This is a genomic window from Variovorax sp. YR566 (assembly GCF_051992195.1).
In the GTDB taxonomy this organism is placed as follows: domain Bacteria; phylum Pseudomonadota; class Gammaproteobacteria; order Burkholderiales; family Burkholderiaceae_C; genus Variovorax.
The window spans coordinates 66,870-91,412 of the sequence record NZ_CP197093.1 but is presented as its reverse complement, the minus strand read 5'-3'; the positions used below and the strand labels follow the sequence as shown (position 1 = coordinate 91,412).

Below are 24,543 nucleotides of genomic sequence, written 5' to 3'. Positions count from 1 at the left end.
TGCCCCGGCATCAGGTGGGGCTGAGAGGGGAGGGCGCGCGGTGGCATTCGCCGCGTGCATGGCGCGATGTCACCAGCACCGACAGGGTGAGCGCGATCGCGTAGATGGCGGCGGCAGCCCAGCCGACGCTCCTGAAGCTGCCGACGCCCACAGCAACCGCGCCGACCACCGGGCCCAGCGCCTGGCCCATGAAAATTGCAGCATTGGCGAGGCCGGGCAGTCGGCCGGTGGGGTCCATTTCAGCCGTCAGGGTCAGAAGAGAGGTGAGCCCGAAGAACCACACCAACATGATCACGCAGGCGGTCAGCGCATAGACCGCCAGGCCACTGCCGTAGACCATCAGCAAGGTGGCGAGGATGGAGCCGGTGAAAGCAATCAGCTGGGCGGTGCAATGGCTGATCCGCCGGCCCACGATGCCGGCCAGCGCCGCGCCAGCCGCGCCCGACAAGACACTCAGCCCGAGAATCATGCCGATGCGATCAGGTGCAATGCCCATCGCCTTGCCGATGCGCTCCTGGTAGACCCACAGTGCGCCATGCCCGGCAAACAGAAGGACCACGAGGACAAGCAGCAACGTGCTGTTTGTGCGCAGCGCCTTGACGGCGGCGCGACCCGGGTCGCCTTGCTCGCTCGCTGGAGCTTGGGCAGGAATTCTTCCGCACAGGCCCAGACTCAAGAGACAAAGCATGATGAAACCTGCGAACACCGCCGGAATTCCGAAAGCCGAGATCACCGGCGGGAGAATGCCCAGGCAGGTCGCGCCCCACAGCAAGATGCAGATGTTGAGAACCGCGAAGGTCTTGTCTTTGTGGGTGCGCAAGGCGGCGCTGGCGTACACCACCGCCTGTGCCACGCCTCCGGAAGCACCCGCGAGCAAGCGCGCGATGCACAACATCGCGAAGCTCTCTGCCAACGTGCTCCAGGTGCTGGCGATCAGAAGCACAACCAGGGCTGCCCGCGCGAGCTGCTGTCGGTTCTGTCGGTGCGTGCCAAAAGCCGCGACCGTACAAGCCAGCGCCATGGACACCAGTTCGATGCCGAACAGCATTCCCATTTGCTGCAGGCTGATGCCCATGCGGTCCACCAGGGCGCCGCCCAGGACGGGCTGCATCTGGATGGTGCCCATGGCTGTCACCATGCAGATTGCCAGCGCGAACATCGTTGTCCTGCTGTCGATTTTTGTCGTGACATCCATGGCGCTGTTTCTGTGAATGAGGATCAGGCAAGGGTAGGAGTTGGCGTTGAGCGGGTCTGGCATCGCTGCGACGGCATTGCCTGGGCGCGCCAGCGCAATCCCAGGGGTTTCCCTGACTGGGGCGCGTGGCGCTTTCTTCCGGGCCGGATGATCGTTGGGCTTACGGACGCGTCGCGTCGCTTGCCTTTTCTCTCTGCAAACGACGCAAGCGCGCGAAGATCGGGTGGACGGCGTGCGTGGCCCACGCGGCAAGGTCTGGCGCGTGCCGCGGCCAGAATGCCATGCTTCATGTGATGGATAAATCGGAAACCTGAGGAAAAAATCAACTGCTCAGAAGAGTTCGTGTGCGCCAGATTTGGCAAATAAGATCTGTTTTCGATGAGCCAGGTTCGGCGACCATCCGCCTGTCACGCCGCGGTCGCGGGCTCGGGTCCCGTCCACGCCGCCAATCTCTCAGGAAAGCGGCGCCTTCGCAGGCTGTGTAATTAGTCTGCTGGTCGCTTGAATCGAAACGCCCCGCGCGAGCGGGGCATTTTTGATTGGGCGAACAAATGCGCCAAGGGGCCTCAGCCCCGCAACGCTTGGTGCATCCAGGCCGCGCCCTTTATGTTGAACACCCGCTTGAGGTTGTAGGCCATCACTGCCAAGCTGAATTCCGCGCGTGCGCCGCGTGTGCCTCTCATCAGCAACCGGGCGTTGCCGAAGATCAGGCGCTTGATGCTGGCGAAGGGATGCCCCACTGTCTGTCGCCTCAAGGCCATCATCCAAGGCGATGCGGCCAGCCTGCTCGCGTTGGCCTGCAGAGGCTCTTCGTACAGATGGCGCGAGACGAAGCGCTGTCTGGCGGTGGTGCATTGGGGTTTGCGCGCGCAGCAGGCGCAATCGCTCGGCTGCACCGCATAAATCACCCTGCTGTCCTTGAGCGAGAGTTGCTTGCGCCGCAGGAGTTGGCCTGCGGGGCATGTGAAGTTGTCGCGGATCGCGTCATAGACGAAGGCGCTGCTCTCGTACAGGGTGCCGTCACCCAGGTTGTTTACCGAACGGTTGACCGCCACGTAGCTGGTGATACCTTGAGCGTCCAGGGCTGCTCCAATGCGCGGCTGGCCGCCTCTGCCATGGGCTGCAACTGGCGCTGAGCGCTTGTCTCGCAAACCACTTCATGCGTGACGATCAAATGGCTTTGCATCTCCACCGCCGTCTGCAGGTTGTAGCCCGGCCGGCTGTCAAGACTGCGCATCGGACGCGCTGCGGGCTCGCCGCTCACGATGGTGCTGGCGCCGCTGCGCATGAGTTGCTGCGCTTCATTGGCAATGGCGCGACCCTCGGCCTTCAGGCGCTCCAGCGCCTGCACCCAGGCGTCCACCACCCGCACCAGTGCGTCCTGCCCCTCCAGCTCATCGAGCATCAGCGGGAATAGCGTCGCCTGTCCACGGTCCTGTCCGCGTCGATGTCCCATTGGCCAGCCTCCAATGAAAAATGCCCCTCCAGACCAGCGTCTAAAGGGCACTTATCGCGGACTCAACGCAGATTGTTTACACAGCCTGTTCGCGGCCCGTTTTTTCTTTCTACCCCCTTACACCCCCTCGCATCTTTGGCGAGCCACGCCGTGACAAGTCGCGCCCGCAAGTGCTCAGTTCTTCTTTGCAAGGGTTGCAATCGGCAGCACATAGGTCAGCGGGTTGCTGCTGAAACTGACGAAGCCATGATGCTCGTAGAACGCGGCGGCGGTCTTGCCCTTGGCATCGACAACCAATGCGAAGACGCCCATGCCTGACTGCATGGCGCGCAGCCCTGCATCCCACAGAAGCGCCGCGCCGAGCCGACGCTTCTGGAACGCCACGCTCACCGCAAGGCGGCCAATGCGCGCGACGGGAACAAGAGGGTATTGCGGCAGCTTCTTCGCCATCGCCTCGGATAGGTCGGTGAGAGGCACGCTGCCTGCTGCGAGGGTGTAGTACCCGGCGATCGCATTCGTCGCTTCGTCGATGGCGACGTAGCAGGCGCTGGTGCGACGGCGCATGTCCTGCGACGCTTGCTCTCGCAGGTACTTGTCAAGGGGGTCGCTGCCGCAGGCGAAAGCCGCGCGGTCATGTTCAGGCGCAAGCGCCTCTATGCGGAACTGACCAGTCACCGCGCGGAGGTGATCAGTTTCTTGTGAGCTTTGGCCGCGCGCGCCATCGCAGGAGAGAGCGCGGGAGGATCAAGCAGCAACGAAGTAAAGCGCTGCTGCTCTTCCATCGACAGTCGGATGATCTGCGTCTGCTCGATCGTGCGGCGTGCCGCTTCTTGCGCGGCACCGACGAGGAAGTCACTGAGGCTGCGCCCTTCGATCTCTGCCGCGCGCCGAACCACAGCCAGTACGTCAGGCGCAATGCGGGCTTCGACACGCTCGGTTCGGGTGATATCGGTGGACATGGCAAACCCCTCTTTCCTGTTAAATGTACGGTATTTTGCCGTACAAGTCAAGAGGAAAGAGTTCCTGACCGCAAAGGCTCATTTCTAACTTTCGCGGATATCAGATACGCGAAAGTCAGACTCTTCGCCTCACCGTCGGGCGCTTGACCTGGAAGCCGCGGTTGCGTCTGGCCTCCAGCAGCCCGACGCCTGCCAGCTCCAGCAGGATCTCCCTCACAGGAGTGGTCGAGACGCCCCAAGCCTTTGCCAGGGTGGGCATCGTCAGTATTTCACCCGGGCCGATCTGCCCGGACACGATCTTCATGCGCAGTTCCTCCAGCAAGGACGAGCGCGGGCGACCGGGCCAAGGGCCGCACACGCCGCAAGACGATGACGCTCGATGCCGACGAGTTCAGGCGCCGCTTCCTGCTGCATGTCCTGCTGGGCGGCTTCCATCGCATCCGCCACTACGGGTTCCTGGCCACCGGCAATCGAACCGCCAGCCTCTCACGCATTCGCGAACTGTTGCTGCAGCAAGCCGATGTCGCTGCGCAAACACCGGGCTTTGACGGCGAGCTCGAATCAGCGCGACCGAGTTTCTTCTGCCGCACACTGCGGCGGTCCGATGCGCATCCTGCAGACCTTCGCGCGCGGGCAGTCGATTCGCGCGCCGCCTTACAGCAACAGTCTCGGACACCATGAGTACACGTCTGCATCAGCGTTCAGTCCGAGCCTCAGTCCTTCATCCTCCTGGGTCGACGCGGAGTCTTGCCTTCGCCCTCGACGAAGGCCTGGCCGCCGGCCCCATTGCTGCGCGACTCGACGCCCCGGCGTCGGTCCGCTGCGCCTCATCGACGCCATTGGCCGAACTCTTGCCTCGCGTCACCGGCACGTGTTCGACTCACGCCGACCGAATCCCCATAGCTTCGTAGCCTTCTCAGCCCTCAGCGATGCATTCCGCGGTTTCCTCCAGGGAGGCTTGTCCAACACCAGCCCTCGGGCCGTTGGTGCGGTCGGCGCTGTTGTCGTGCACGGGCTGGTATCGGACAACTCTAGACCAAGGCGACCAGTGGGTACGCTCCGAATCAGCCGTAGCAATCACAAGGTTGGCTTGACGCAAGGCGTCCCCGAGAGGGCAGAGCGCACCGCGTCCACGAAGGGCTCGATCAAGGGACTTTGGAGGTCGCTTCTCCAACAGACTGCGACATCGAACTGGTCCTCGACATCTGCCAGCGGCCGGAACTCCAGGCCAGGCGGGCTGCCATAGGCCGCGCAGGCAGGCAGGATCGCAACACCTTCGCCGGCCATGATCAGGGGGTAGGCCGAATGGATGGTCTCGACGCGGTGTGCGATCGTTATGCTGATGTGCTCGCGCCGTAGAAGTCTGGCGACCAGAGAGTGGTCGACGCCTTCCACCGGCCCTGGCAGACTGATGAGATTGTGGCCACACAAAGTCGCGAGAGGGATGCGGCGGAGCTGCGCGAGCGGCGAATCTGCTGCCATTGCCACGCACAAGGGCTCAGACGCGACTGTCGAGGTCGCGATGCCGTTGCGGCTCGCTGGTGGCATGCACACGGCGACTGTGACCTTCAGGTCAGAGATCATGGCTTCGTAATTGGCCGCGCTCATCTCCACAAACTGGAGTTCGACGTCCGGCATTTCGGCCCTCAGCTGCGGCACGAGTTTCGGCAAGAGCGAATAGCCCAGCGCGAACATGTAGCCGACCGTGAGACGGCCGCGTCGGCCCGCGGCCACGGCACGCGCCGCCTCGAAACCGTCCTGCGCGAGCGCAAGCGCCGATCGCGCCCGCACCAGCAACGCCTGGCCGGCATCAGTCAACTGCATGCCGCCTGACAAGCGGCGAAAGAGCTGCGCCCCAAGTTGGGTTTCCAGCGCACGGATCTGCACCGACAGCGGCGGCTGCGCCATGTGCAGCCGCAGTGCCGCTTTGCCAACACTCTGCGCATCGGCCACGGCGACGAAGTAGCGAAGGCTTCGCAGGTCGACCCTGCTCATACGACTCTCATATGGCTCTGTTGTTTCTCTGTATTGGACGGCAAGCACCCTCCATGCCAACCTTCATGCATCGGCTGCCGGGCGGCAGCAGAGATGAAGGAAATCGAGGACATGAGCGACGAGTTGTGTTTCATGACAGCGACTGCACTGCGCAGGCATATCGCGCACAGGGAACTGTCCCCGGTCGAGGTGACGAGGGCGGTGCTCGAGCGAGCCGAGCGGCTGCAACCCGAGCTCAACTGCCTCATCACGATCTGTGCCGACGAGGCCCTGGCACAGGCCAAAGAGGCCGAACAAGCTCTCATGAGGGGCGAGCCGCTGGGCCTGCTGCACGGCGTGCCCTACACCTGCAAAGACGTGATCGATACGCAGGGCATTCGCACCACCTATGGTTCGCTGCTGCACGCACAGCACGTTCCCACACGAGATGCGGAGGTGGTAGCACGGCTGCGCCGACAAGGTGCAGTCCTGGTGGGCAAGACCACGACCCCCGAGTTCGCCGCCAAGTGCCTGACCGACGCGCCGCTTTTCGGTCGCACGCGCAATGCCTGGAGCGCCGCACATTCAAGCGGGGGCTCGAGCGGCGGCACAGCCGTCGCGGTCGCGGCATCGATCGCGCCCATCGGTGTCGCAACCGATGGTGGTGGCTCCACGCGCATCCCAGCTGCCTGCAACGGCATCGTCGGTCTCAAGCAGAGCAGCGGACTGGTACCCCACAGCCAGGCCGACGACGTCTACGGCAACGTGACCTTCGTCACTCCGATGTCCCGCACGGTGGCCGACACCGCACTCATGCTGCAGGTCATGGCCGGCGAGGATGCGGGCGAGCCATGGTCCACCGGCGTCGAGGTGCCAGATTACGTGAAGGCTTCCGCGCCGCAGGGTGACTTGCGCGGCAAGCGCGTGCTGTACCGCGTGGCACCCGAAGGGCGCATTGTGTCGGCCGAGGTGGAAAGAGCCTTCCACATATCGCTCGCTCATTTGCAGGCCCTGGGCGCGGATCTGATCGAGATGCCTGGGAATGCGTTCGACATCGAGCCGATGTGGCGCGTGATCAATCACACAGTCTGGCGGACCTGCTATGCCGACATGGCGCGCGAGCATCCACAGATGCTGAGCGCAACCTTCCAGAAGCAGATGGCTTTGGTCACTTCGGTGAGTGGCGTTGACTACCAGAAAGCCATGTTCGAGCGGACGCGCTTCTTCCGCTTTGTCCAGTCACTCTTGAGTGACAACGACCTCCTCGCGATGCCGACCTTGACGCGCACGGCCCTGCCCATCGAGCAGGACTTGTTCGGCAGCCTCGAGATCGACGGTCAGGTGTTTCCAGAAGTCCGCCCCAACTGGTTCCCCTGGACCATGCCCTTCAACCTGACCGGACATCCAGCCATCAGCCTGCCGAACGGCTTCGGCGCCTTCGGTCTGCCCATCGGCATCCAGCTTGTCGGCCGCCTCCGTAAGGATGCCGAGCTGCTGCGCTGCGCGGCGCTGCTGGAGCGGTCACAGGGCCTGCTGGACCGCAGGCCAGCGATCGGCTGATTCACCGACCAGTTGCTGCGCGCGCCTATCGAAGTTCATTCTCCGTTCATTCCATCCTTTCGCCCGATCATGACCAAATCATCTTCCTGCCCCGACCCTGAGGTTCCCGCGCTGTTCCCGCTACGGCGCTCGCTCGTCGCGGGCGCGGTCTTCGCGACCCTGGCCCTTGCGATGGCGCCGTTGCAATCAGCAGGCGCCGCCACCTATCCGGACCGACCCGTGACAATCGTCTCGGCGTTTCCCGCAGGCGGCATCGTTGACGCCATCGCGAGGCGAATCGCACAGGGCATGTCCGATCGCCTCAAAACCTCCTTTGTGGTCGAAAACCGCACGGGCGCGGCGGGCAGCATCGGTTACTCCTATGCATCTCGCGCCAAGGCAGATGGCTACACGCTGGTGCTCGCCAGCGGCCCGACAACGATGGTGCCGCCTGGCGCCACGGCCTCGAGCTGGAACCCGATGACTGGCTTCAGCGCAATTGGGATGATCGGCACCATCCCGCAGGCCTTCGTCGTTCCTCCCAAGACCTCGTCGCGTGACCTTCGCGACTTCGTCAAGTCTGCGAAGGGCGAGGCTACGCACTTCAACTACGGGTCGCCTGGCATTGGGACCACTCCCTTCTTCACACTCGAGCTGCTCAAAAAGCAGCAGGGCATTGCGCTCACGCACGTCAGCTACCGCGGACAACCCGACGTGATGATTGATCTGATGCGCGGAGACTTGAACATCACGGCGGTGACGCTGCCGCTGGTCTTACCGAACGTGCAAACCGGAAAGATGACGGCCATTGCCGTGACGTCCCAGACGCGCTCGCCATCACTGCCCGACGTACCGACAGTGCACGAGCTCGGCATGCCCGAGCTTGGCATCTCGAACTGGTTTGCACTGCTGGGGCCTGCCAACCTGCCGCCCGACATCGTGAACACGCTTTCAAAGACACTGGGGGAGGTCCTGAAGGCGCCGCAGATCCAGGCTGATATGAAAGAGATTGGCTTGCTGATCCAACCGATCCCGCCGGCAGAGACCATGGACTTCGTCAAGTCTGACATCGCCCGATGGACCGCAATGATGGCCAACTTCGGCGAGGCCGACTCGCAACAGGCCAAGAAGTGAGATGGGCCCCGGCTCTTTCTCGCACACACATATCCAGCCGCTGCCCCCATCGCCGACTGATCCGGTCCGCATCCATCTCTTCTTTCATGGTGGCCCTGGTCGCCGCCTGCGCGCTGGTGCCCGCCCATGCCAACGACGAAGGCACGCCCTACAAGCTGGTGCTGGGCTTCCCGGCCGGCGGCGCACTGGACGTGCTGGCTCGCTCGCTGACGTTGAGCAACGCTGTAAGGCAAGGCCAGCGTTGCGGTCAGCAACTGCTTCCAGATGCGTGACCAGCCGTAGCAGCCGCGTGTCTAGGCGTGAATGGCTTTGATATGCACCAGCAAAGCATCGTCGCTCATCTGGCGCCGCTGAGCACCGCAGGCCTTGCGAGCGAAGTGCTCGTGGTATCCCGTCATGCTGATTCGCAACACCCGGCATTGCACCGAGATCGGCCACACCCGTCGATGACGTTGGACGAAGGCGTGCTTCACCGCTGCGCTTTCGCGAAGTACGCCGTCGCTTTTTCCAGGATGCCGCGCTCCATCTTCACGCTCATTTAGAAACGGCTTATTCGGCCTGCCACGGATTGACAAGTGCCACGCTCGTTTTAGCGTATCCACCGGTATCCCGTGACACGATCGTCAGCCCATGATGCAGAGCGGTGGCCGCAATGATGAGATCAGGTTGGGGGAACGTGCGGCCACTCTTACGTCCTTCCTCGACCAGCAACCGCCACTTGAACATGATGTCTTCGCTGATGGGGAGAACACGGTTCTCGAACATCGGGCGCAGCTGCAGGTTCAACCAGTCACTAAGGGATGCACGTTTGTGGATGTCTTCAATCAGCTCGATATCGAAGCGGATCTCTGCGAAGGTGACAGCACTCACAAATAGATTGTCCAGCGGCTGTGCGCTAATGAAAGAAACGACTTTCGGTTCAGGTCGAACGCGCCACAACTCGGACAGGATATTGGTATCGAGCAACCAGCCTGTCACAGCTGAACATCCCGAACGGGGGAGGCTTCAGAGGGGGGCAAGAACCAAATCGATTCGCGATGTGGCGAGGCTTGCAGCGCGTCCACCAAGGCTTTGCCTGTCTGCTCACCCGGCAAAGCCTGAATTCCTCGGCGGCGATGACCAGGACTTCATCGCGACCATGAACAATCACGTGTTGCGGCCCGTCGCTACGGACGCGCCGTACCAACTCGCTAAAACGCGCTTTGGCATCTTGAAGCAGCCAGTGCCCCGGTGGAGGGGCTGGCCGCTTAGATGAAGGATTGCTTGGCTCGAAAAATCTGGTCTTACTGACCAGATCAGTACCGCCGTCTCACCGATACAAAAAAAAACCGGCGTCGCCGCTCCTGTGGCGTCCAAGGGTTGAGGGTCGGTTCAGTACCGCTGGGCGTGGTGCCTGCAGGGCGGTCCGGCCATCCGGGATTTCCCGCGGATGACGTATCAATATGTTGCATATATTCAACGCTCTTTAATACAAAAGAGGAAACCGGCCATGAAACACGGGGGACTCGCACAGTGGCTCGCAGTCATGGCAATCGCGACGGCGGCGATGAGCAATGCATGTGCCCTTGAGGTGCTGGTGGCGCAAGTCGCGCCCATTCGCGGTTTGGAGGCCAGGCAGGGCGCGGGCTACGCTGCCGGCATGCGTCTGGCGTTCGAGGCTGCAAACCGCCGGGGCGGCGTGAACGGCCACACCTTCGTGCTGACCACCGAGGACGATGGCAGCCGACCGGAATCCACCGTCGAACAGACCCGCAAGCTGCTCACGGAAAAACGCCCGCTGGTGCTGGCCGGCTACTTCGGCAGCCAGAATCTGCGCGAGTTACTGGCCGCGCGACTGCTGGAGCAGCAGCACATCGCCCTGGTGGGTTACCGCACGACTGACATTGCGCCCGCGCACGCGCAGCTCTTCAACGTGCGCGCCGACATCCCGAGCGAACTGGCCAAACTCACCAACCAGTTGGCGACTGTGGGCGTCACCAAACTGGGCCTGCTCTACGAGGCGGGCCCGGGGGCCGATGCGATCGTCGCGGCGGCGGACCAGGCCGCCGCGCAGGCCAAGGTCCGTTTCCTGACGCGCACCTCCTACGCGAGCGGCAACCGCAACGCGAGCACATCGATTGCCGATGCGGTGCAGGTGTTCACCAAGGCTGCGCCGCAAGCCATCATCCTGGTGGTCAACGGCGCCCCGACCGCAGCCTTCATCGAGGCCTATCGTCTCAGCGGCGGCACGGCGCAGCTCTTCGCGTACTCAGGCGCGGACATCGAGCAACTGTCGCAGCGCCTGGGCGAGGACCACTTGAAGGGCGTGGTCATCTCCCAGGTCACCCCGAATCCCTACAAGAGTACCAGCCGCCTGGTGCGCGAGTTCACCGAAGCCGTGGCCCAGCAGAAACCCAAGGAGTCGAAAAGCTACGTGATGATGGAGGGCTACATCGCCGGACGCGTGATTGTGGAAGCGGTGCAGCGCCAAGGCCGCACGCCCACGCGCGAGGGCATGATCGCCGTCCTCAATGCGATGAACGACTACGACCTCGGGGACTACACCATCGGTTTCAGCGGAGGTGCGCGCAGCGGTTCGAGGTTCGTGGAGCTTTCAATAGTGAACAGCAATGGCAAGGTTCAGCAGTGACCAAAGCTCCGTGCAACCCTGGTTGAATGGAGCCGATTTTCTACCGCAGAGGCTTCCTTGCGTTGGGAAGACCCGGCCTGAAAGAGGAACGGGACGGGAAGTTGGCACCATCTTTCCTTGACCCGCACCGCGACGGACCTGTCGCGCCTGGTGTGGTCGAGACGCTCCAAGCGTGAGGAGGCTTTCGCCGAGGAGAGCAGGTAGCGCAATCGTCAACCAGGGGTCAGCTCAGGCAGGCCCTCCAGCTGCAGCGTGGGCATGTGTTGTGGGCTGAATCCCGCCACGGTACGAACGCTTGGGCATTTCATGCATGACAGGGCGGTGTGATCTTGAATCAGCTTGCGGCCACCTCTGATTTTGAACAAATAAGAAAAGAAGGATTTGGCCAAAACGCCGATCACCCTGCCGACCAGGATTCTGTTGAACTCGGTCCCACGCAGCGAGTTGCTGCGTCAACTTGGAGGGCGCCTCGCGTTGACACGCCGCTCGTAACAGATGACGGCCGCTGACTTTGCTTCGGAGCTTGGAATTTCCCGAACCACCCGGACTGCCGCAGAACGTGGGGATCCCTCAGTGCCCATGGGCACGTACGTTCGCATCTTGGAAAAGCTGGGCAAAGTTGCCGACCTGGCATTCGTTGTCGCATTTTCGCGAGGCCGCGCATCCGCCCGCAGGGCTCGGCGCTGCTCAACGAGGTCAAGAAGTTCCTGCTGGCCGAAACCTGGTGAGCCGGGACTTCGCGCTGGCGCAGTGGCGCGTTGCCCCTGAGGATTACTTCAGCGCAGATATCTCCCGGCTCTTGATGAGCCGGGCCCGAAGCGCAATCGCCTCTGCATGGCGAGCAGCCATTCGCTCTATGCGCTCTGTGTCGAGGCCCACGGTGCCGTCTGAGGGGCCCCCGCGGCAATCGACGGATGGGCGTCTAGCGATTGGGCATGCAGCTTGAAAACGCCACCCTGCGCCGCCGGGGACTTGGCTCGATGCTGCTGTTGCGAGGGCCTTGTCCGATGTCGCCGGCGAACCATCGAAAGATGTTGGCGCGGTTTCTCCACCCGTCGCTGAAGCGCACGAAGAGAAAGCCCCGCTCTGCGTTGCCGAGCGCGTCAACGGGTATGCCGGCGGCGCGCAAGGCCATGATCTCTGCGTCGATAGCCATGTCGGATGGCAGCTTCAAGGTGATCGTTGCGCTGTGAATGGGGTGCCTGGGCATCGTTTCGCTTCCGTCAAACTTCCCGAAGGCGCAGTTGACCTGAAGAGAGCTTCTTCGGGGATCCCGCATTTATAGGATGCGCTGGCGACAGCCTATGGGACGGCTCGCGATAACACCGCCCGCTCCAGCAGTCCTCTCAGAAAGACCCAGGGAAAAATTCCCCTGTCGTGCCCGTCGTTGAACACGAATTGAACTCCGTAGGCACCGACCGGCAGGATGTCCATTACGCACAGTCCGGTGGCGGGCTGCAGGTCTTCGGCGTCGTCGGCGCGTGGGGTCGCGCGCAGCGCCTTGCAGAATCTTGAAGATCAGGTTCTCGCGCTGCAGGTCGCTGAGCGCCTGGCGCACCGTGATGCGGCTGACCTTGAACAGCGCGACCATTTCGCTTTCCGAAGGCAGCTGCGCATGCGGTGCGTAGGTGCCGTCGAGGATGCGCTCGCGCAGCGTTTCGCGCACCTGGGTGTAGAGCGGGACGGGCGAAAAGGCGATGGGCTCGAGCGCCCTGGCGGTGGACATGCGGCTGACCTGTTATGACCGGTTGAATGAGGTCGGATGCTAGTCAGCGATGCTTTTTTCTTTAAATAAGGAAACGTGCTTTGATATGCGGGAAATAGGATGATCAGGCGGCGCTTCAGCAAGGTGCCTCAGTGGGACGCAGGGATGTTCGCAAAGGGATCCTGCCGCGGACGTGATCACCGACTGAGGCGGCGCTGCTTGCGGGTTAACCCCGTCGATTGACCGGATTTCGCGAACAATGAGATCTGCATTCAGGGCCTACCCCTGAGCAGGCGTGGCTCTTAGAGTTCAGCCCATCGCACACGATAGGCTCAATGCCACAGAGACCCACCCCATGACGGAAGTCGCCTACAAGACCCGCTTCGGTTCACTCAAGCACTTCGAGAAGGGCCACGTCGAGCCCATCGACGACGACGTTCGCCACTACGCCTTTTCCAACTGCTTCGAGATCGCGAGCATCAGCAAACCCTACGAGAAGGTCGTGTTCGGCCAGAACCAGATCTACGTATTGGAGACGCTGCGCGCCGAAGGCACCTCGCCCTGGTACACCTGCGCGCACGACGAATTCGCGCTCGTGATGGACGGCGACGTCGAAGTGCACCTCGTGCAGCTCGACGACGGCCAGACAGTGGCCGACAAGGAAAAGAACGGCGCCGTGCTTGTCAAGGGCGAGCCCAAGGGCAAGAAGATGGGCTGGATGAAGCTCTCGCGCGGCCATCAGGGCCTGCTGCCGAAGAACACCGCCTACCAGTTCCGCAGCGCCGGCGAGCCGGGCGTGATCGTCCTGCAGAGCTGCAAGGGCGACCTCTCGGTCGAGAAGTGGGCCGACATCTGCCAATCGCACTGAGTGCATTGACCGCACCCGAATCCAGGAGCCACACACCATGAACGCACCCGCAGAACTCGCCAAGGTGATCGCGTCGCAGCCCGACGCCACCCTCGGCTACAAGGACTTTTCGCTCGGCAGCTTCAGCTTCCGCCGCGACGAATACTTCGTGCATATCGGCTGGAAGACCCGCGACGGCCGCCCCATGAGCCACACCATGGACGCCGGCAGCCACCTGCGCGCACTGATGCGCGACGTGGCCTGGGGCTTCTTCTACGGCTGGGTCAACTTCGACGACGTGTTCGGCACCGTCAACCACTACGAGTCGGTCGACCTGTACGCCGGCAGCTTCAACGGCACCATGAAGGACGCGGGTATCGACCTGCTCGAGAACTTCCCGACCGCGCAGATCCGCGCCACCTTCGAGGCCATGCTCGACGACTGGACCAACGAGAGCTTCGACCCCTTCGCCGCGCCGCAGGAAACCGGCTCGCCCTACGGCCGCAAGAACGGCAACAACACCGCCAAGATCACGAGGGCGCGCGAACTTGCCAAGCGCTGCGTGGGCCTGAAGGGAGACCTCGACCTGCGCAGCGACGAACGCGGCGCTCCGGTGAACCGCGCCTTTGCCGACGTGCCGCAGGGCCAGCCCGAGCTGCACCCCGAGCCCGGCTTCGAGAACGATGTGCACGCCTTCAATCTCTTCGGCTTCCTGAGCCGCTCGCAGGTCACCTGGAACCCGAGCTTCACCTCGGTGGTGAAGCACAGCTACATGTGCCCGACGACCGAGGAGCACATCCTGCCGATCATCCACGGCAACGACCGCGTCGAGTGGTTCTTCCAGATGACCGACGAAATCCACTGGGACTGCGGCGACAAGAACACCGGCAGGCCCATGGCCCGCGTGATCATGAAGGCCGGCGACATGGCCGCCATGCCCGCCTACTGCCGCCACCAGGGCTTCAGCCCCAAGCGCTCGATGCTGCTGGTGTGGGAGAACGGGTCGCCGAGCCTCGTGTACGAAATCCAGAAGGGCGAGAGCCCGGAGATTCCGGTCGAGTTCTGACCGGTTTTTCTCTCCCTCCCGACGCCCTTCCATCCAACTCTCCCCAAGCGGGGAGGGAGAGGAAACTCATGCCTGCTCTTTCCATTCGCCACCAGCTCTTCATCGACGGCCGCTTCGTCGACGCCGAATCCGGCGAGACCCTCGCCACGCTGAACCCGCACGACGGCATGGCGCAGGAAGAGGTGTTCGGCCCGTTCGGGACGGTGATCACTTTCAAGGACAGCGCCGAGGCGGTGGAGATCGCCAACGGCATCGACTACGGGCTGGGAAGCGGCCTCTGGACCAACAACCTGCAGCACGCCCACAAGGTCGATGCGACGTGCGAGTACACGCAGGTCAGGAGCGTCGGGATGAACGTCGACGCGCAAATGCCGCCGCACTTCAAGCACTGACACCGGAGACACAACCGATGAATTCACTTCTTGCCCGGTGTCTGATGGTCTGCGCACTTCTTGCGGGAGCGTCCATGCCAGCGCAATCCCAGACGCCGGCCTGGCCGAGCAAGCCGGTGCGGCTGGTCGTCGCCTTTCCGCCCGGCGGCATCGTGGACAACGTGGCGCGGCAGATCCAGCCGCGGCTGCAAGCGGCATTGGGCCAGACCGTGATCATCGACAACCGCAGTGGCGCAGGTGGCACGGTCGGCTCGATGGAAGTTGCCCGCGCCGTGCCCGATGGGTACACGCTGCTGATGGTGTTCGACAGCTACGCGACCTATCCGCTGGTGTATCCCAAGCTGGGATTCGACGTTGCGAAGGACTTGCTGCCCGTCACGCAGATCGCTAGCAATCCGCTGGTGCTGGTGGTTAACCCCAAGGTGCCGGCCCAGGACCTCAAGGGCTTCGTCGGCCTGCTGAAATCGCAGCCTGGCCGCTACAACTACGCGAGCGTCGGGCCAGGCTCCAGCAATCATCTGACGGCCGAGTATTTCAAGGCCGAGACCGGCACCTTCGTCACGCACATCCCCTACCGCGGCGGTGGTCCGGCCCAGCAGGATCTGCTGGGCGGACAGGTCGAGATGATGTTCCTGTCGGCCGTGCTGGCGCAGCCCCATGTCAAGGCCGGCAAACTGCGCGCGCTGGCGCAGACCGGTGCCCGTCGAGCGAGCGCCTATGTCGATCTGCCGACAGTGGCCGAGAGTGGCTACCGCGGCTTCGAGGTGAACTCCTGGGTCGGCATGCTGGCGCCGGCCGGCACCCCGCGCCCGATCGTCGACCGGCTGCAGGCCGAGATCCGCAGGATCGTCATCGACCCCGCCTTCGCGGCGCGGTTGCAGGAGCAGGGCCTGACCGGCATCGCCAACACGCCCGAGGCGTTCGGGGCGGCGCTCAAGCTCGAGCAGGCCAAGTGGACGCGGCTGGTGCATGAGCGTCAGCTCAGCCTCGAATAGGCAGGCGATGAGCGCTCGCGACTTCATCCACACCTCCCGTCCGCAGCGTGTCGTGTTCGGTGCCGGGGCGCTGCAACACCTGGCGCGCGAGATTGACGCGCTGGACGCGCGCCGTGCGTTGGTGCTCTGCACACCCGAGCAGCGCGGCCAGGCCGAGCGCGTCGCCGACATGCTCGGTGCCCATGCGGCGGGCGTGTTCGACCGCGCCGTGATGCACGTGCCGATCGAGACGGCCCGCGAGGCACGCGCTGTGGCGCAGCGCCTGGATGCGGACTGTGCCGTGGCCATCGGCGGCGGTTCGACCACCGGCCTTGGGAAGGCCATCGCGCTCGATTCGGGCTTGCCGATCGTGGCCATCCCGACCACTTACGCGGGCAGCGAGATGACGCCGATCTACGGGCTCACCGAGGGTGGGCTGAAGAAGACCGGAAAAGACCCCCGCGTGCTGCCGCGCACGGTGATCTACGACCCCGAACTCTCGCGCACGCTGCCGGTCGGCTTGAGCGTGACCAGCGGCATCAACGCCATGGCGCATGCGGCCGAAGGTCTGTACGCCCAGGACAGCAATCCGGTGATGGACCTGATGGCCGAGGAGGGGATTGCAGCGCTGGCGCGCGCGCTGCCGGGGATCCGTGCCCAAGCCGACGACATCGACGCGCGCAGCGATGCGCTCTACGGCGCCTGGCTCTGTGGCAGCGTGCTGGGCGGTGTCGGCATGGCGCTGCATCACAAGCTGTGCCACACCCTGGGCGGCAGCTTCAATCTGCCGCATGCGGAAGTGCACACGGTCGTGCTGCCGCATGCGCTGGCATTCAACGCCGCGGCGGCACCTCAGGCGATGGCACGCATCGCCCGTGCGCTGGGCGTGTCGACGGCCCCGCAGGGCGTGCAGGACCTGGCCCGTGCCAACGGCGCACCGGTCGCGCTGCGCGACATCGGCATGAAGCAAAGCGATCTCGAACTTGCGGCGGACATCGCGGTGCAGAACCCGTACTGGAATCCGCGGCCTTTCGGCCCCGCCGAGCGCGACGCCATCCGTGCGCTGCTTCAGCGCGCCTGGGCCGGCGCGCCACCCGGTTGATTGCGCATTCCCGATCGCAGATCCAACAAGAAGAAGGCAACGATGACCCCGCTCGCGCTTTCGGCGAGGTCGGTGAGCCTTGCGAGGTTCGTGGCGCGGCGCGCGACCTCGGCGGCGAGCCGATGCCAGCGGTCACCATGGCGAGGCGTTCACGGCTCGTGATTTCCGCCCCAGCAACGCGTGGTACCTGAACGATGATGCCAACATCGCCTACGCTCGCAAGGCGCCCAATGCCGGCCGCCTGCCGCAGCCGGTGCTGTACGTCAACGGCCACTGGGATGGGATCTGCAGCATCATCGGAAATCGCCAAGGCGATCCGATGCGCGCGGCCTGCGCAGACCTTGTTGTGACGAGCGTGCCCGCCGGACATTGGCTGCGGTTGGAACGCAAGGCAGAACACATCCAGGCCACCCGCACCCGGCGCCAGAGCAAAAAGCTTTGATGGCGGCAGCGGGAAAGTGAAGTCCCGCACTCGGAGCGGTTGTCCTACGCTGGTTCAGCCGCTCCGCCAGCACCTGCGCCAGCAGGTCGGCGGTGGGCCCCTTGTCGAGGACGTGAGCCGGCACCGGCGCTTGGGTGATCCTCCTCACAGCACCTGCACACCGGCGTGAGTGATCCAGCAGTCTGTTTGCTAAAAACCTGTCGCCTGGGGCTGGTCGGCCTGGATCAAGGCGATCTCGATCTGCCGTGCCGCGTTGTGCATTCGCTCGATCAGCAGCGGCTTGTCAATGAGCGCGAAGTGTGGCCGGGTGGTCACGATGATCATGGCCGAGGGTTCAATCAAGGTGCCCGACGACACCGGAACGGCGGCGCCGGCCGCGTCGGGATCGAGTTCGCCAACGGATACCACGTAGCCATCGCGCTGGATCTGCACCATCCGGGCGCGGAATTCCTTGAAGTTGCCGCCCAGCCCGGCCGCTGCAATGTCGGCGGCGTGATCTTCGTAGAGTCGCCTGTGTCTTGCCAACGACAACGAAGCAATGATCACCTTGGAGCCGCCGCCCCTGAACAAGGGCATCGGTCGCCCCCGGCCGAATGCCAGGGGCCCGGACTTTGCGCCGATCTCCTGGTGGATGGCCAGAATGCTCGCGCCGTAGATCGTGGCCAGCAGCACGTTGCAGGTGGTTTCCTGCGCAATTTGGCTCATCACGGGCCGGCAGGCCATCAGCAATCTGTCGCTCTGCTGGATGTAGTAATCCATCTCGATGATGCGCGGCCCCAGGGAGTATCCGTTTTCCGCGCGCCTGAGCAATCCGGAGTCGCAGAGCTCCTTGAAATACCGATATCCCGTGGGCCGCGAAAGCCCGCTGCGGGCCAGCAGTTCGTCGGACGTCCAGACCGGTCGCTCGATGGAGAAAAACTCGAGCAGAGACAGCATCTTGTTCAGACTGGACATCGCGATTTCCGCCGGATCGTTGTGAATCGAGCATGCTAGCTGACCACCTGCGCTGCGCCGTCACCAGTGCCGGGCCGAGACGGTCCCTCGAGGACGGAGGCGAGCTCCGACACTGCTTCTCGGCGCTGTGTCGATCAAGCGAACTGAGTCAAGGTGAACGCGATGGTGGAGGTGTCGCCGGCTTCCGAGGTGTGGGTTGCAATGGTCTAGGGTTTTCCCTAAACTGGGGTTAACCCTTGAGGAGGCCGCTCGAAGCGGCCTGTGCCTCAAGCCTTCAATGGTACGTACAGGAATTCGACATGAGCCCCACCACTTTCCTTGCCCGCCGTGCCACCGGCCACCCATCCAATGCACGGGCGCAAGCCGCTGCGGCCGCCACGAAGCGAGCAGGCTGGTTGCATTTCGCCAATCACATGGCGACCTGGGCCACGGGTGGCCGACTGCCGCTGAGCGAATAACGCTGGGGCCTGGCGCCAACAAGAAAGAGAAAGGACCGCTGGAGCGGTCCTTTTTTCTGGCCGGCCGGCAGCCGCCAGTCGGTTGAATCGACCCGCCCTCGAACTGTGTCTCGGGCGCGCAATCGACTGACTAGCTCGGGGTGTATTTCCCCGAGAGCTGGGGCGACAGGGCAGGCAGGCCCTTGGCCTGGCGTTCCAGACGGGTTTCAGTCGACCAGGTTCGTTGCAGGTCGTCCCGGACGAGGACCGAGAGGGTGCCGACGCGTTCGACCGTCAGCTCGAGCCGGTCGCCGTGCTGGACGGCACCCAGGCCCCGGTGGTTGGTGCCGGTCGCGACGATGTCACCTGGCTCGAGCGGATGAATATGGCTGAGCCATTCGATGCACTTGGGGATGTCGTGTGCCATGTCGTCGGTGTTGAAGTCCTGCCGGAGCGCGCCATTGATGCGCATGGCGATACTCAGGTTCTGCGGGTTCTCGATTTCGTCCGCCGTCACGATCCACGGGCCCAGCGGCGCAAAAGTGGCGCGCGATTTCATCTGGAAGAAGGTATTTCTGTCGGGCTTCACGCCACGCGCCGAGCCGTCGATAAAACCCGTGTAGCCGAAGACATAGTCTTTCCAGTCGGCAGCGGCAACCTTGTCCGCGCGACGGCCGATGACCAGCGCAATTTCAGCTTCGGCCTCGAACACCGAGGCCGCCATATCCGGTAGTTCCATGGTGTCGCCGTGGCCGATCACGCCGGACGACGCCTTGTGAAACGCGTTGATCAGCGGAGGTTCGGCCAGCGAACCGTTCTCCATGTAATTCACCGCCATGCAGACGATATTCCCAGGCTTGGGGATCGGGGGACGAAGCCGTACGTCAGGCAGCGGTATGCGCGGGCCTTGCCTTGCGGCCTCCACCAACGCCGACTTTTTTTTGGCGAAGTTTTCGATGAGCCAAGTCATGGCCAGGCTTGCTGTGGCCTCGGTGTAGGGCGGCACCTGGGAAGAAATATCAACGACTGCGTCGTCGGTGACCAGGCCGAGGCGATAAGAGTCGAAAAAAGCCAGTTTCATGGGAGAGAAGTTCCTTAGCTAGAAGAATCGATGCGAGTCAGGCAAAGCCATGCATGCGGGCGAAAACCCTGGAAGCCGCGGATTGCGGCTGACGAAAGCGACGCGCAGTTCGACGTCATCGGCGACGACAACGCCGAACCTTCCACGCACTGCCTTTTCATCGTTGCGGATCGCGGATCCGCAGCCCATGCAGGCTGATCGATGCGCGACCCATCGCGTCACCTTGATCGCGATCGGAAGGGTTCGGCGCCTTGGTGCTGAGCGATCAGTGAAATCTAGCATTATGAGATTTATTGGTCAATCCCAAGCAGCGAAAAGGGACGCGCCGAGCACGATGCGGGTCCGATAATTTTCATCTGTCAGAAGCGTAGCTATCGCCCGTTGATGAGCCAATGAGGATGGTGTCGGTGTTTGCACCTAGTCTCGTTATATGAGATTTGGCTTCAAATCCATAGCCGGCCCTCCCCTGACTCCTGCAACGAACGCTTCCGCCTCATGACCCGTATCGACACGATCGCGCAACGCCTCACCTCCGGCCTGCTACCCGCCGCGCTTGAAGGTGCTTGCCCGGCCTTGCCCATTCATCTGCTCGATACCGTCGGGGCGTGGATCGCGGGCAGGGCATCCCCCGAAGGCGTGCAGCTTCACCGGCTAAAAGGGCAGGGCACCCACGTGCCGGCGGTCTTCGCTGCATCCATGCTCGATTCCATCGCCCTGGCCACCGCAACCGCACGGCTGACCGAGGTCGACGACGTGCACATGGCGTCCTGCACCACCCCAGGGGCGGTCGTCATCCTCAGCGCCCTGGCGCTTGCCGCCAGTGCCGCTTCCGGTCCGGCCGGCGCGATCGGGCCGGGCCGTCTGGCTGCGAGCATCCACGCGGGCTACGAAGTGATGACCTGTCTGGGCGAGACGTTTTCGGGACCCGAAATACTGCACAGCGGCATCTGGCCGACGCTGCTGCTGGCACCGGTCACCACCGCGGCGGTGGCCTCGACGCTGCTGGGCCTGGACGCCGAGCGCACCGCAAACGCACTGGCGATCGCGCTCACGGCGTCCAACGGGCGCCCCGGGGGCAGTGCCAGCGCAGGCGTGGCGGCCGGCCCAGGGACCTCGGCCCGATGGCTGCTGCTCGGTATGGCGGCCAGGGCCGGTGGCGCGGCGGCCCTGAGCGCCGCGCGGGGATTCAGCGGTGACCGGACGCTGCTGGACGGCTCGGCGCTGGCAGCCCTGCACGGCATCGCGTTGGCACCGCAAGTCGTGGAAAGTTTCTTGCGCCGGGGTTCTGCGGTGCAGCGCACCAGCATCAAGCCCTATTGCATGGCCAAGCACAACATCGCGGCGGTCCAGGCCTTCAGGCAGTTGCTCGAGGAGGGCATCGCGCATGCGAACCTGACTCGAATCCGGGTGAAGCTGCCGCCCGCCCATGCGCGGATGGTGGGTCACGACGACACCGAAGCGAGTCGGCTTTCTCGCATCACGAGCTGCGCCTACAACATCGCGCTGGCCGGCGCGAGCCCGCAGCATCTGCTGGACATTGAGCGTCGGGAGCCGGTGCACAGCGCGGACATGTCGCGGCTGGCGCACAAGGTCGAGGTCGTGGCGGACGACCAGCTGCAAAGCCTTGCCCCGCAGGCATATCCGGCCACCGTCGAGCTCTTCGTCGGCGAAAAGATGGTGGCCTGCAAGACCGTCGTCGACGCGTGGGGCGACCCAGCGCTGCCCTTCGACATGGCAGCTGCCCGGTCGAAGTTCAGGCGGCTGGCAGGCGAGGTGGTCGATGAAAACGTGGCGGCAGAGGTCGAGACCCTGTGCAGTGGGTTGTTCGACAGCGCCACGGCCCCGCAGGTGCTATGGCGCGCGCTGGCGGGCATCGACAAGGCACACCTGCAAAGACCCGTTTCCAAGGTTCCTGTCGGCCCGCCGGCGCGGCCGTGACCTGCGTCGGGCCCGCATCAAAGATCCCGTCCAAGCGAAGCTAAATATAAGGAAAGAGAGACATGAAACAAGTTACGAACATCACGCGGTATGCCAAAACAGTTGTCGTTGCATTGGGATGCTCGTCCCTCACGGCGATGGCTGGCGGCCCGGACCTGGAGACAGTCACCGCACAGGCCGGTGCAACGGACAGCACGCAGGCTGCTGGCGCCCCCGCCACGGCCGACAAGCCGCTTGATCCTGCCAGCGCGCCAGAATCCGTCAAAGGCGTTTTCCTGCCGACTCCGAATGAAAGCAAGCTGAATCCGCCGAGTGCCGCGAACATCGGCGCACGGCCTCCACCCGGTGCCCCTCCCCCCAGAACAGGGCCGTTGAGCGGGATTGGCGATGCGCTCGAACAGCACGGGGTCGACCTCGGCTTGTATGTTGCGAACGGGCACTTCGCCAACCCCTCGGTCGGTGTCTCCAGGGGCAGGTCCGTTGATTACTTTGAGCTGGGGTTTTCGGCCAATGCCGATCTTCAAAAGCTCGTGGGCATCTACAACACAAAACTTCATTTCACGGAGTTTTGGCAGCCACCCTCCAACAACACTGCCAACTTCTCGTCTCAAGTGGGTGCCGGGCTTGCGCCGTTTCCCCCGACACAAACGAATTCAAATCTCGTTAAATTGACGCTGTCGCATGAATTCTTTGATGAGAAGCTTCATGTTGAATATGGGCGCATGAATCTGACGGACGACTTCATGGTCGCAAACATGTGCACCGGCTGCTTTGCAGCGACACCGCTGATAACGCTGGGAGTGCCACCGCGGGACAAATCACTCTGGGGCGCGCGAATGTCGTACGCGCTGTCAGACCGTACCCGCCTGGGGTTCGCCGTCGTCGAAGACAACTACGACCTTCAAACCACGTCAACGGGTTGGAATTGGAATGGCGCCAAGACGCGCAAGGGCTGGATAGGTGTTGGGAACCTCACGTACAAGTCGGACTTTTCCAACAGCCAGCATCCGCTCAATGCCGAGGTCGGCGTGTATCACAACACGAAGCCGTACGTCGACGACCGCAGTTTTCCTGTGCCTGTTCGTGGGCCTGATGGCGCCCTGATTCCTGTGACGACCCATGACAGCGGCACGTGGGGTCTCTACGGCCAGGCAAGAAAGGTCGTCTGGAAAGAAGCGGATGCCCAAGGCCCCTTTCCTCCTAACGTCGCACTCTACGGTGGGGCATACGTCACGCCAGGTACTGGTCAGCCATTTCCCATAGAAGCGTATGCGGGCGTCGAATATGGTGGTTTTCTCAAGAGCAATCCGATCGCATCGATCGGCTCGACCTGGCGCTATCTGCAGCTGAGCAAGGGACGGGCTGCATTCGAACAGCAGTCTGGCGTGGGCAGCAATTCAGTTCACCGAGACACGTTCGCATTCGATGTGCACGGTCAGTATGGACTGGCCCCCGGCGTGCTGATCAACGCCTCGCTCCAATATTTTCTGCATCCGAACAGGATGGGGCGTTCTGTTTCGGCGGGGACCACTCGCAGCGGCTGGTTGTTCGGCGTGTTTCTCGTCGTCGACCTTGGCCGCATCACGGGTTTGAAGTAGCAGGGAGCGGGCCCTTCTTTCCTGAGCCACCCTGGCGAAGGAACCATCTTGCGCAGGCCGAGCCGAAACCGTATGGACCGTCGAATCACGTGGTTGACCGCCGTGGCCGGGAATGGTGGCTGTGGGCGCGCGATTTTTTCCTTGCCGTCGCATAATCTTGCGCCACCGCCTCGCCGACGCGACAAGCGACGGTGCAGGCATGTGCGAAGGCTTGCGAGTTCATTTGGTAGCTGGATCTGCTGGAGGGTACATGACACCGCCACTGCGAACCCTTGACCGTGGGCTGAACGTTCTGGGGTATCTCAATAAAGTACGGATCGCCTCGGCGCAAAATATCGCCAAGGCGCTCAAATTGCCCTTGCCGACTGTGTATCGGATCATCGAAACGCTTGTCCACGGCGGTTTTGTCGAGCGAGTGAATCCCGATGAAAACGTCTATCGACTGACTATCGCGGTGCGTCGTCTGAGCGGGGGAATGACCAGCGAATCCGTGTTCGTCTCAGTGGCGACGCCGGTGCTCTTCGGGCGACGGCAGCAACTGAAGTGGCCGAGCGCAGTGTCTACCTTCGAGGATGACCGCATCGTCGTGCGCGAAAGCACGGACCGCTTCAGTCCGCAGCCGATTGGACTGGGTGCCGTCGGCAGGCGGATTCCGATGTTGTCGACCCCCCTGGGATGGGCCTATCTCGCGTTTTCCGACGACGAGCAACGACGTGAGATCCTGGCGCACCTGCGCAAGTCCCAAGCACCGGAAGATCGTGTCGCTCGGGACACGCACCACATCACTCACATGATCCGATCGATTCAGGCGGATGGCTATTGCGCGTCAGACGAGGTCCCGTACAAGCGTTGCGACAGTATCGCGTTGGCCGTGCTTTGCCGGGGCAGGGTGTTCGGTTGCATCAGCACCGTGTGGCCCCACTCGTTGATCCCCGAGGACGTCGCCATATCGCGGTTCCTGCCCGTACTGCGTGAGGCCAAGGCAGAAATAGAACATAACCTCGAAACCGCAGGGATCGAGTGGTAGGGCGCGCCGATGCGCGTCCGACGCCGATCGGACGCTGAAGTGATCGCGCAATGCTCGCCGTTGCGCGGCGCTTTCCAGGAATCGGCGCGGTCAA

26 protein-coding genes and 3 pseudogenes are annotated in these 24,543 nt (G+C 63.2%); 16 read left to right on the top strand and 13 right to left on the bottom strand.

Annotated features, from left to right (window positions below; genetic code table 11):
- Positions 1 to 10 precede the first annotated feature (10 nt).
- From ACTG4X_RS34530 to ACTG4X_RS34505, 6 genes are all read right to left on the bottom strand, one after another.
- Positions 11 to 1,195, bottom strand: coding sequence for an MFS transporter (locus ACTG4X_RS34530; protein ID WP_179830541.1), 1,185 nt, complete (start codon positions 1,193 to 1,195; stop codon positions 11 to 13).
- 566 nt (positions 1,196 to 1,761) lie between these two features.
- Complete coding sequence (locus ACTG4X_RS34525) at positions 1,762 to 2,250, bottom strand: transposase (RefSeq protein ID WP_440534583.1); 489 nt, start codon at positions 2,248 to 2,250, stop codon at positions 1,762 to 1,764.
- On the bottom strand, positions 2,229 to 2,651 hold the full coding sequence (locus ACTG4X_RS34520; RefSeq protein WP_440534582.1) for a hypothetical protein: 423 nt from the start codon (positions 2,649 to 2,651) through the stop codon (positions 2,229 to 2,231). Before ACTG4X_RS34520 ends, ACTG4X_RS34525 begins: the two co-directional genes overlap by 22 nt.
- A 174-nt stretch (positions 2,652 to 2,825) precedes the next feature.
- Positions 2,826 to 3,326, bottom strand: a complete 501-nt coding sequence (locus tag ACTG4X_RS34515; RefSeq protein ID WP_440534581.1) for a GNAT family N-acetyltransferase — start codon at positions 3,324 to 3,326, stop codon at positions 2,826 to 2,828.
- Complete coding sequence (locus ACTG4X_RS34510; protein ID WP_440534580.1) at positions 3,323 to 3,610, bottom strand: DUF1778 domain-containing protein; 288 nt, start codon at positions 3,608 to 3,610, stop codon at positions 3,323 to 3,325. Before ACTG4X_RS34510 ends, ACTG4X_RS34515 begins: the two co-directional genes overlap by 4 nt.
- 115 nt (positions 3,611 to 3,725) lie before the next feature.
- Positions 3,726 to 3,914, bottom strand: a complete 189-nt coding sequence (locus ACTG4X_RS34505) for a GntR family transcriptional regulator (RefSeq protein ID WP_097200981.1) — start codon at positions 3,912 to 3,914, stop codon at positions 3,726 to 3,728.
- Between the two features lie 35 nt (positions 3,915 to 3,949).
- On the opposite strand from ACTG4X_RS34505, the pseudogene ACTG4X_RS34500 reads away from it, so the two are divergent.
- Positions 3,950 to 4,265: pseudogene (locus tag ACTG4X_RS34500) on the top strand (transposase); the annotation flags it as partial.
- A 422-nt stretch (positions 4,266 to 4,687) separates the two neighbouring features.
- Here the strand turns inward: ACTG4X_RS34500 and ACTG4X_RS34495 are convergent.
- Entirely contained in the window at positions 4,688 to 5,605 is a 918-nt protein-coding gene (locus ACTG4X_RS34495) for a LysR family transcriptional regulator (RefSeq protein WP_097200979.1), read from the bottom strand.
- Positions 5,606 to 5,716: 111 nt separating this feature from the next.
- Here ACTG4X_RS34495 and ACTG4X_RS34490 point away from each other — a divergent pair, with 111 nt between their 5' ends.
- From ACTG4X_RS34490 to ACTG4X_RS34480, 3 genes are all read left to right on the top strand, one after another.
- Positions 5,717 to 7,144, top strand: coding sequence for an amidase (locus ACTG4X_RS34490; protein WP_440534579.1), 1,428 nt, complete (start codon positions 5,717 to 5,719; stop codon positions 7,142 to 7,144).
- Positions 7,145 to 7,213: 69 nt separating this feature from the next.
- Positions 7,214 to 8,257, top strand: coding sequence for a Bug family tripartite tricarboxylate transporter substrate binding protein (locus tag ACTG4X_RS34485; protein WP_440534578.1), 1,044 nt, complete (start codon positions 7,214 to 7,216; stop codon positions 8,255 to 8,257).
- A gap of 86 nt (positions 8,258 to 8,343) precedes the next feature.
- Positions 8,344 to 8,529 (top strand): hypothetical protein, encoded by a 186-nt coding sequence (locus tag ACTG4X_RS34480; protein WP_440534577.1) that lies wholly within the window; start codon positions 8,344 to 8,346, stop codon positions 8,527 to 8,529.
- A 21-nt stretch (positions 8,530 to 8,550) separates the two neighbouring features.
- On the opposite strand, the gene ACTG4X_RS34475 is transcribed toward ACTG4X_RS34480, so the two are convergent.
- From ACTG4X_RS34475 to ACTG4X_RS34465, 3 genes are read right to left on the bottom strand one after another with little or no spacing between them, the layout of a single operon-like run.
- A complete protein-coding gene (locus ACTG4X_RS34475) occupies positions 8,551 to 8,832 on the bottom strand; it encodes a hypothetical protein (protein ID WP_440534576.1) in 282 nt (93 codons plus the stop codon).
- The gene (locus ACTG4X_RS34470) at positions 8,807 to 9,235 is read right to left on the bottom strand and encodes a type II toxin-antitoxin system VapC family toxin (protein ID WP_440534575.1); all 429 of its coding nucleotides are present in this window, start codon (positions 9,233 to 9,235) and stop codon (positions 8,807 to 8,809) included. The genes ACTG4X_RS34475 and ACTG4X_RS34470 overlap by 26 nt, the downstream gene beginning before the upstream one ends.
- Positions 9,177 to 9,443 (bottom strand): hypothetical protein, encoded by a 267-nt coding sequence (locus tag ACTG4X_RS34465; protein ID WP_440534574.1) that lies wholly within the window; start codon positions 9,441 to 9,443, stop codon positions 9,177 to 9,179. Before ACTG4X_RS34465 ends, ACTG4X_RS34470 begins: the two co-directional genes overlap by 59 nt.
- 339 nt (positions 9,444 to 9,782) lie before the next feature.
- Between ACTG4X_RS34465 and ACTG4X_RS34460 the strand changes: the two genes are divergently transcribed.
- Both ACTG4X_RS34460 and ACTG4X_RS34455 read left to right on the top strand, forming a co-directional pair.
- The gene (locus ACTG4X_RS34460) at positions 9,783 to 10,886 is read left to right on the top strand and encodes an ABC transporter substrate-binding protein (RefSeq protein WP_440534573.1); all 1,104 of its coding nucleotides are present in this window, start codon (positions 9,783 to 9,785) and stop codon (positions 10,884 to 10,886) included.
- Positions 10,887 to 11,821: 935 nt separating this feature from the next.
- Positions 11,822 to 12,079, top strand: a complete 258-nt coding sequence (locus ACTG4X_RS34455; RefSeq protein ID WP_179830539.1) for a hypothetical protein — start codon at positions 11,822 to 11,824, stop codon at positions 12,077 to 12,079.
- Positions 12,080 to 12,393: 314 nt separating this feature from the next.
- On the opposite strand, the pseudogene ACTG4X_RS34450 reads toward ACTG4X_RS34455, so the two are convergent.
- Positions 12,394 to 12,612, bottom strand: a pseudogene (locus ACTG4X_RS34450) (GntR family transcriptional regulator); the annotation flags it as partial.
- A 334-nt stretch (positions 12,613 to 12,946) separates the two neighbouring features.
- Between ACTG4X_RS34450 and ACTG4X_RS34445 the strand changes: the two are divergent.
- The 6 genes and pseudogenes from ACTG4X_RS34445 to ACTG4X_RS34420 all read left to right on the top strand — a co-directional run.
- Positions 12,947 to 13,459 (top strand): hydroxyquinol 1,2-dioxygenase, encoded by a 513-nt coding sequence (locus ACTG4X_RS34445; protein ID WP_440534572.1) that lies wholly within the window; start codon positions 12,947 to 12,949, stop codon positions 13,457 to 13,459.
- Positions 13,460 to 13,496: 37 nt separating this feature from the next.
- Positions 13,497 to 14,504, top strand: coding sequence for a hydroxyquinol 1,2-dioxygenase (locus tag ACTG4X_RS34440; RefSeq protein WP_440534571.1), 1,008 nt, complete (start codon positions 13,497 to 13,499; stop codon positions 14,502 to 14,504).
- Between the two features lie 68 nt (positions 14,505 to 14,572).
- Positions 14,573 to 14,896 (top strand): aldehyde dehydrogenase family protein, encoded by a 324-nt coding sequence (locus tag ACTG4X_RS34435; protein ID WP_440534570.1) that lies wholly within the window; start codon positions 14,573 to 14,575, stop codon positions 14,894 to 14,896.
- A gap of 74 nt (positions 14,897 to 14,970) precedes the next feature.
- Positions 14,971 to 15,891, top strand: coding sequence for a tripartite tricarboxylate transporter substrate binding protein (locus ACTG4X_RS34430; protein WP_440534569.1), 921 nt, complete (start codon positions 14,971 to 14,973; stop codon positions 15,889 to 15,891).
- A gap of 7 nt (positions 15,892 to 15,898) precedes the next feature.
- A complete protein-coding gene (locus ACTG4X_RS34425) occupies positions 15,899 to 16,972 on the top strand; it encodes a maleylacetate reductase (protein ID WP_440534568.1) in 1,074 nt (357 codons plus the stop codon).
- Between the two features lie 145 nt (positions 16,973 to 17,117).
- Positions 17,118 to 17,414: pseudogene (locus ACTG4X_RS34420) on the top strand (alpha/beta hydrolase); the annotation flags it as partial.
- A gap of 189 nt (positions 17,415 to 17,603) precedes the next feature.
- Here the strand turns inward: ACTG4X_RS34420 and ACTG4X_RS34415 are convergent.
- Positions 17,604 to 18,368: an IclR family transcriptional regulator gene (locus tag ACTG4X_RS34415; protein WP_440534567.1), complete on the bottom strand. Its 765-nt coding sequence runs from the start codon at positions 18,366 to 18,368 to the stop codon at positions 17,604 to 17,606.
- A gap of 299 nt (positions 18,369 to 18,667) precedes the next feature.
- On the opposite strand from ACTG4X_RS34415, the gene ACTG4X_RS34410 reads away from it, so the two are divergent.
- Positions 18,668 to 18,826 (top strand): hypothetical protein, encoded by a 159-nt coding sequence (locus ACTG4X_RS34410; RefSeq protein WP_440534566.1) that lies wholly within the window; start codon positions 18,668 to 18,670, stop codon positions 18,824 to 18,826.
- A 130-nt stretch (positions 18,827 to 18,956) separates the two neighbouring features.
- Here ACTG4X_RS34410 and ACTG4X_RS34405 read toward each other — a convergent pair whose 3' ends face one another.
- On the bottom strand, positions 18,957 to 19,886 hold the full coding sequence (locus tag ACTG4X_RS34405) for a fumarylacetoacetate hydrolase family protein (protein ID WP_440534565.1): 930 nt from the start codon (positions 19,884 to 19,886) through the stop codon (positions 18,957 to 18,959).
- A 495-nt stretch (positions 19,887 to 20,381) separates the two neighbouring features.
- Here ACTG4X_RS34405 and ACTG4X_RS34400 point away from each other — a divergent pair, with 495 nt between their 5' ends.
- The 3 genes from ACTG4X_RS34400 to ACTG4X_RS34390 all read left to right on the top strand — a co-directional run bounded on the left by ACTG4X_RS34400 (position 20,382) and on the right by ACTG4X_RS34390 (position 24,449).
- On the top strand, positions 20,382 to 21,824 hold the full coding sequence (locus tag ACTG4X_RS34400; RefSeq protein WP_440534564.1) for an MmgE/PrpD family protein: 1,443 nt from the start codon (positions 20,382 to 20,384) through the stop codon (positions 21,822 to 21,824).
- Positions 21,825 to 21,886: 62 nt separating this feature from the next.
- Positions 21,887 to 23,422 (top strand): carbohydrate porin, encoded by a 1,536-nt coding sequence (locus ACTG4X_RS34395; RefSeq protein ID WP_440534563.1) that lies wholly within the window; start codon positions 21,887 to 21,889, stop codon positions 23,420 to 23,422.
- A gap of 250 nt (positions 23,423 to 23,672) precedes the next feature.
- On the top strand, positions 23,673 to 24,449 hold the full coding sequence (locus ACTG4X_RS34390; protein ID WP_440534562.1) for a helix-turn-helix domain-containing protein: 777 nt from the start codon (positions 23,673 to 23,675) through the stop codon (positions 24,447 to 24,449).
- Positions 24,450 to 24,543: the final 94 nt, after the last annotated feature.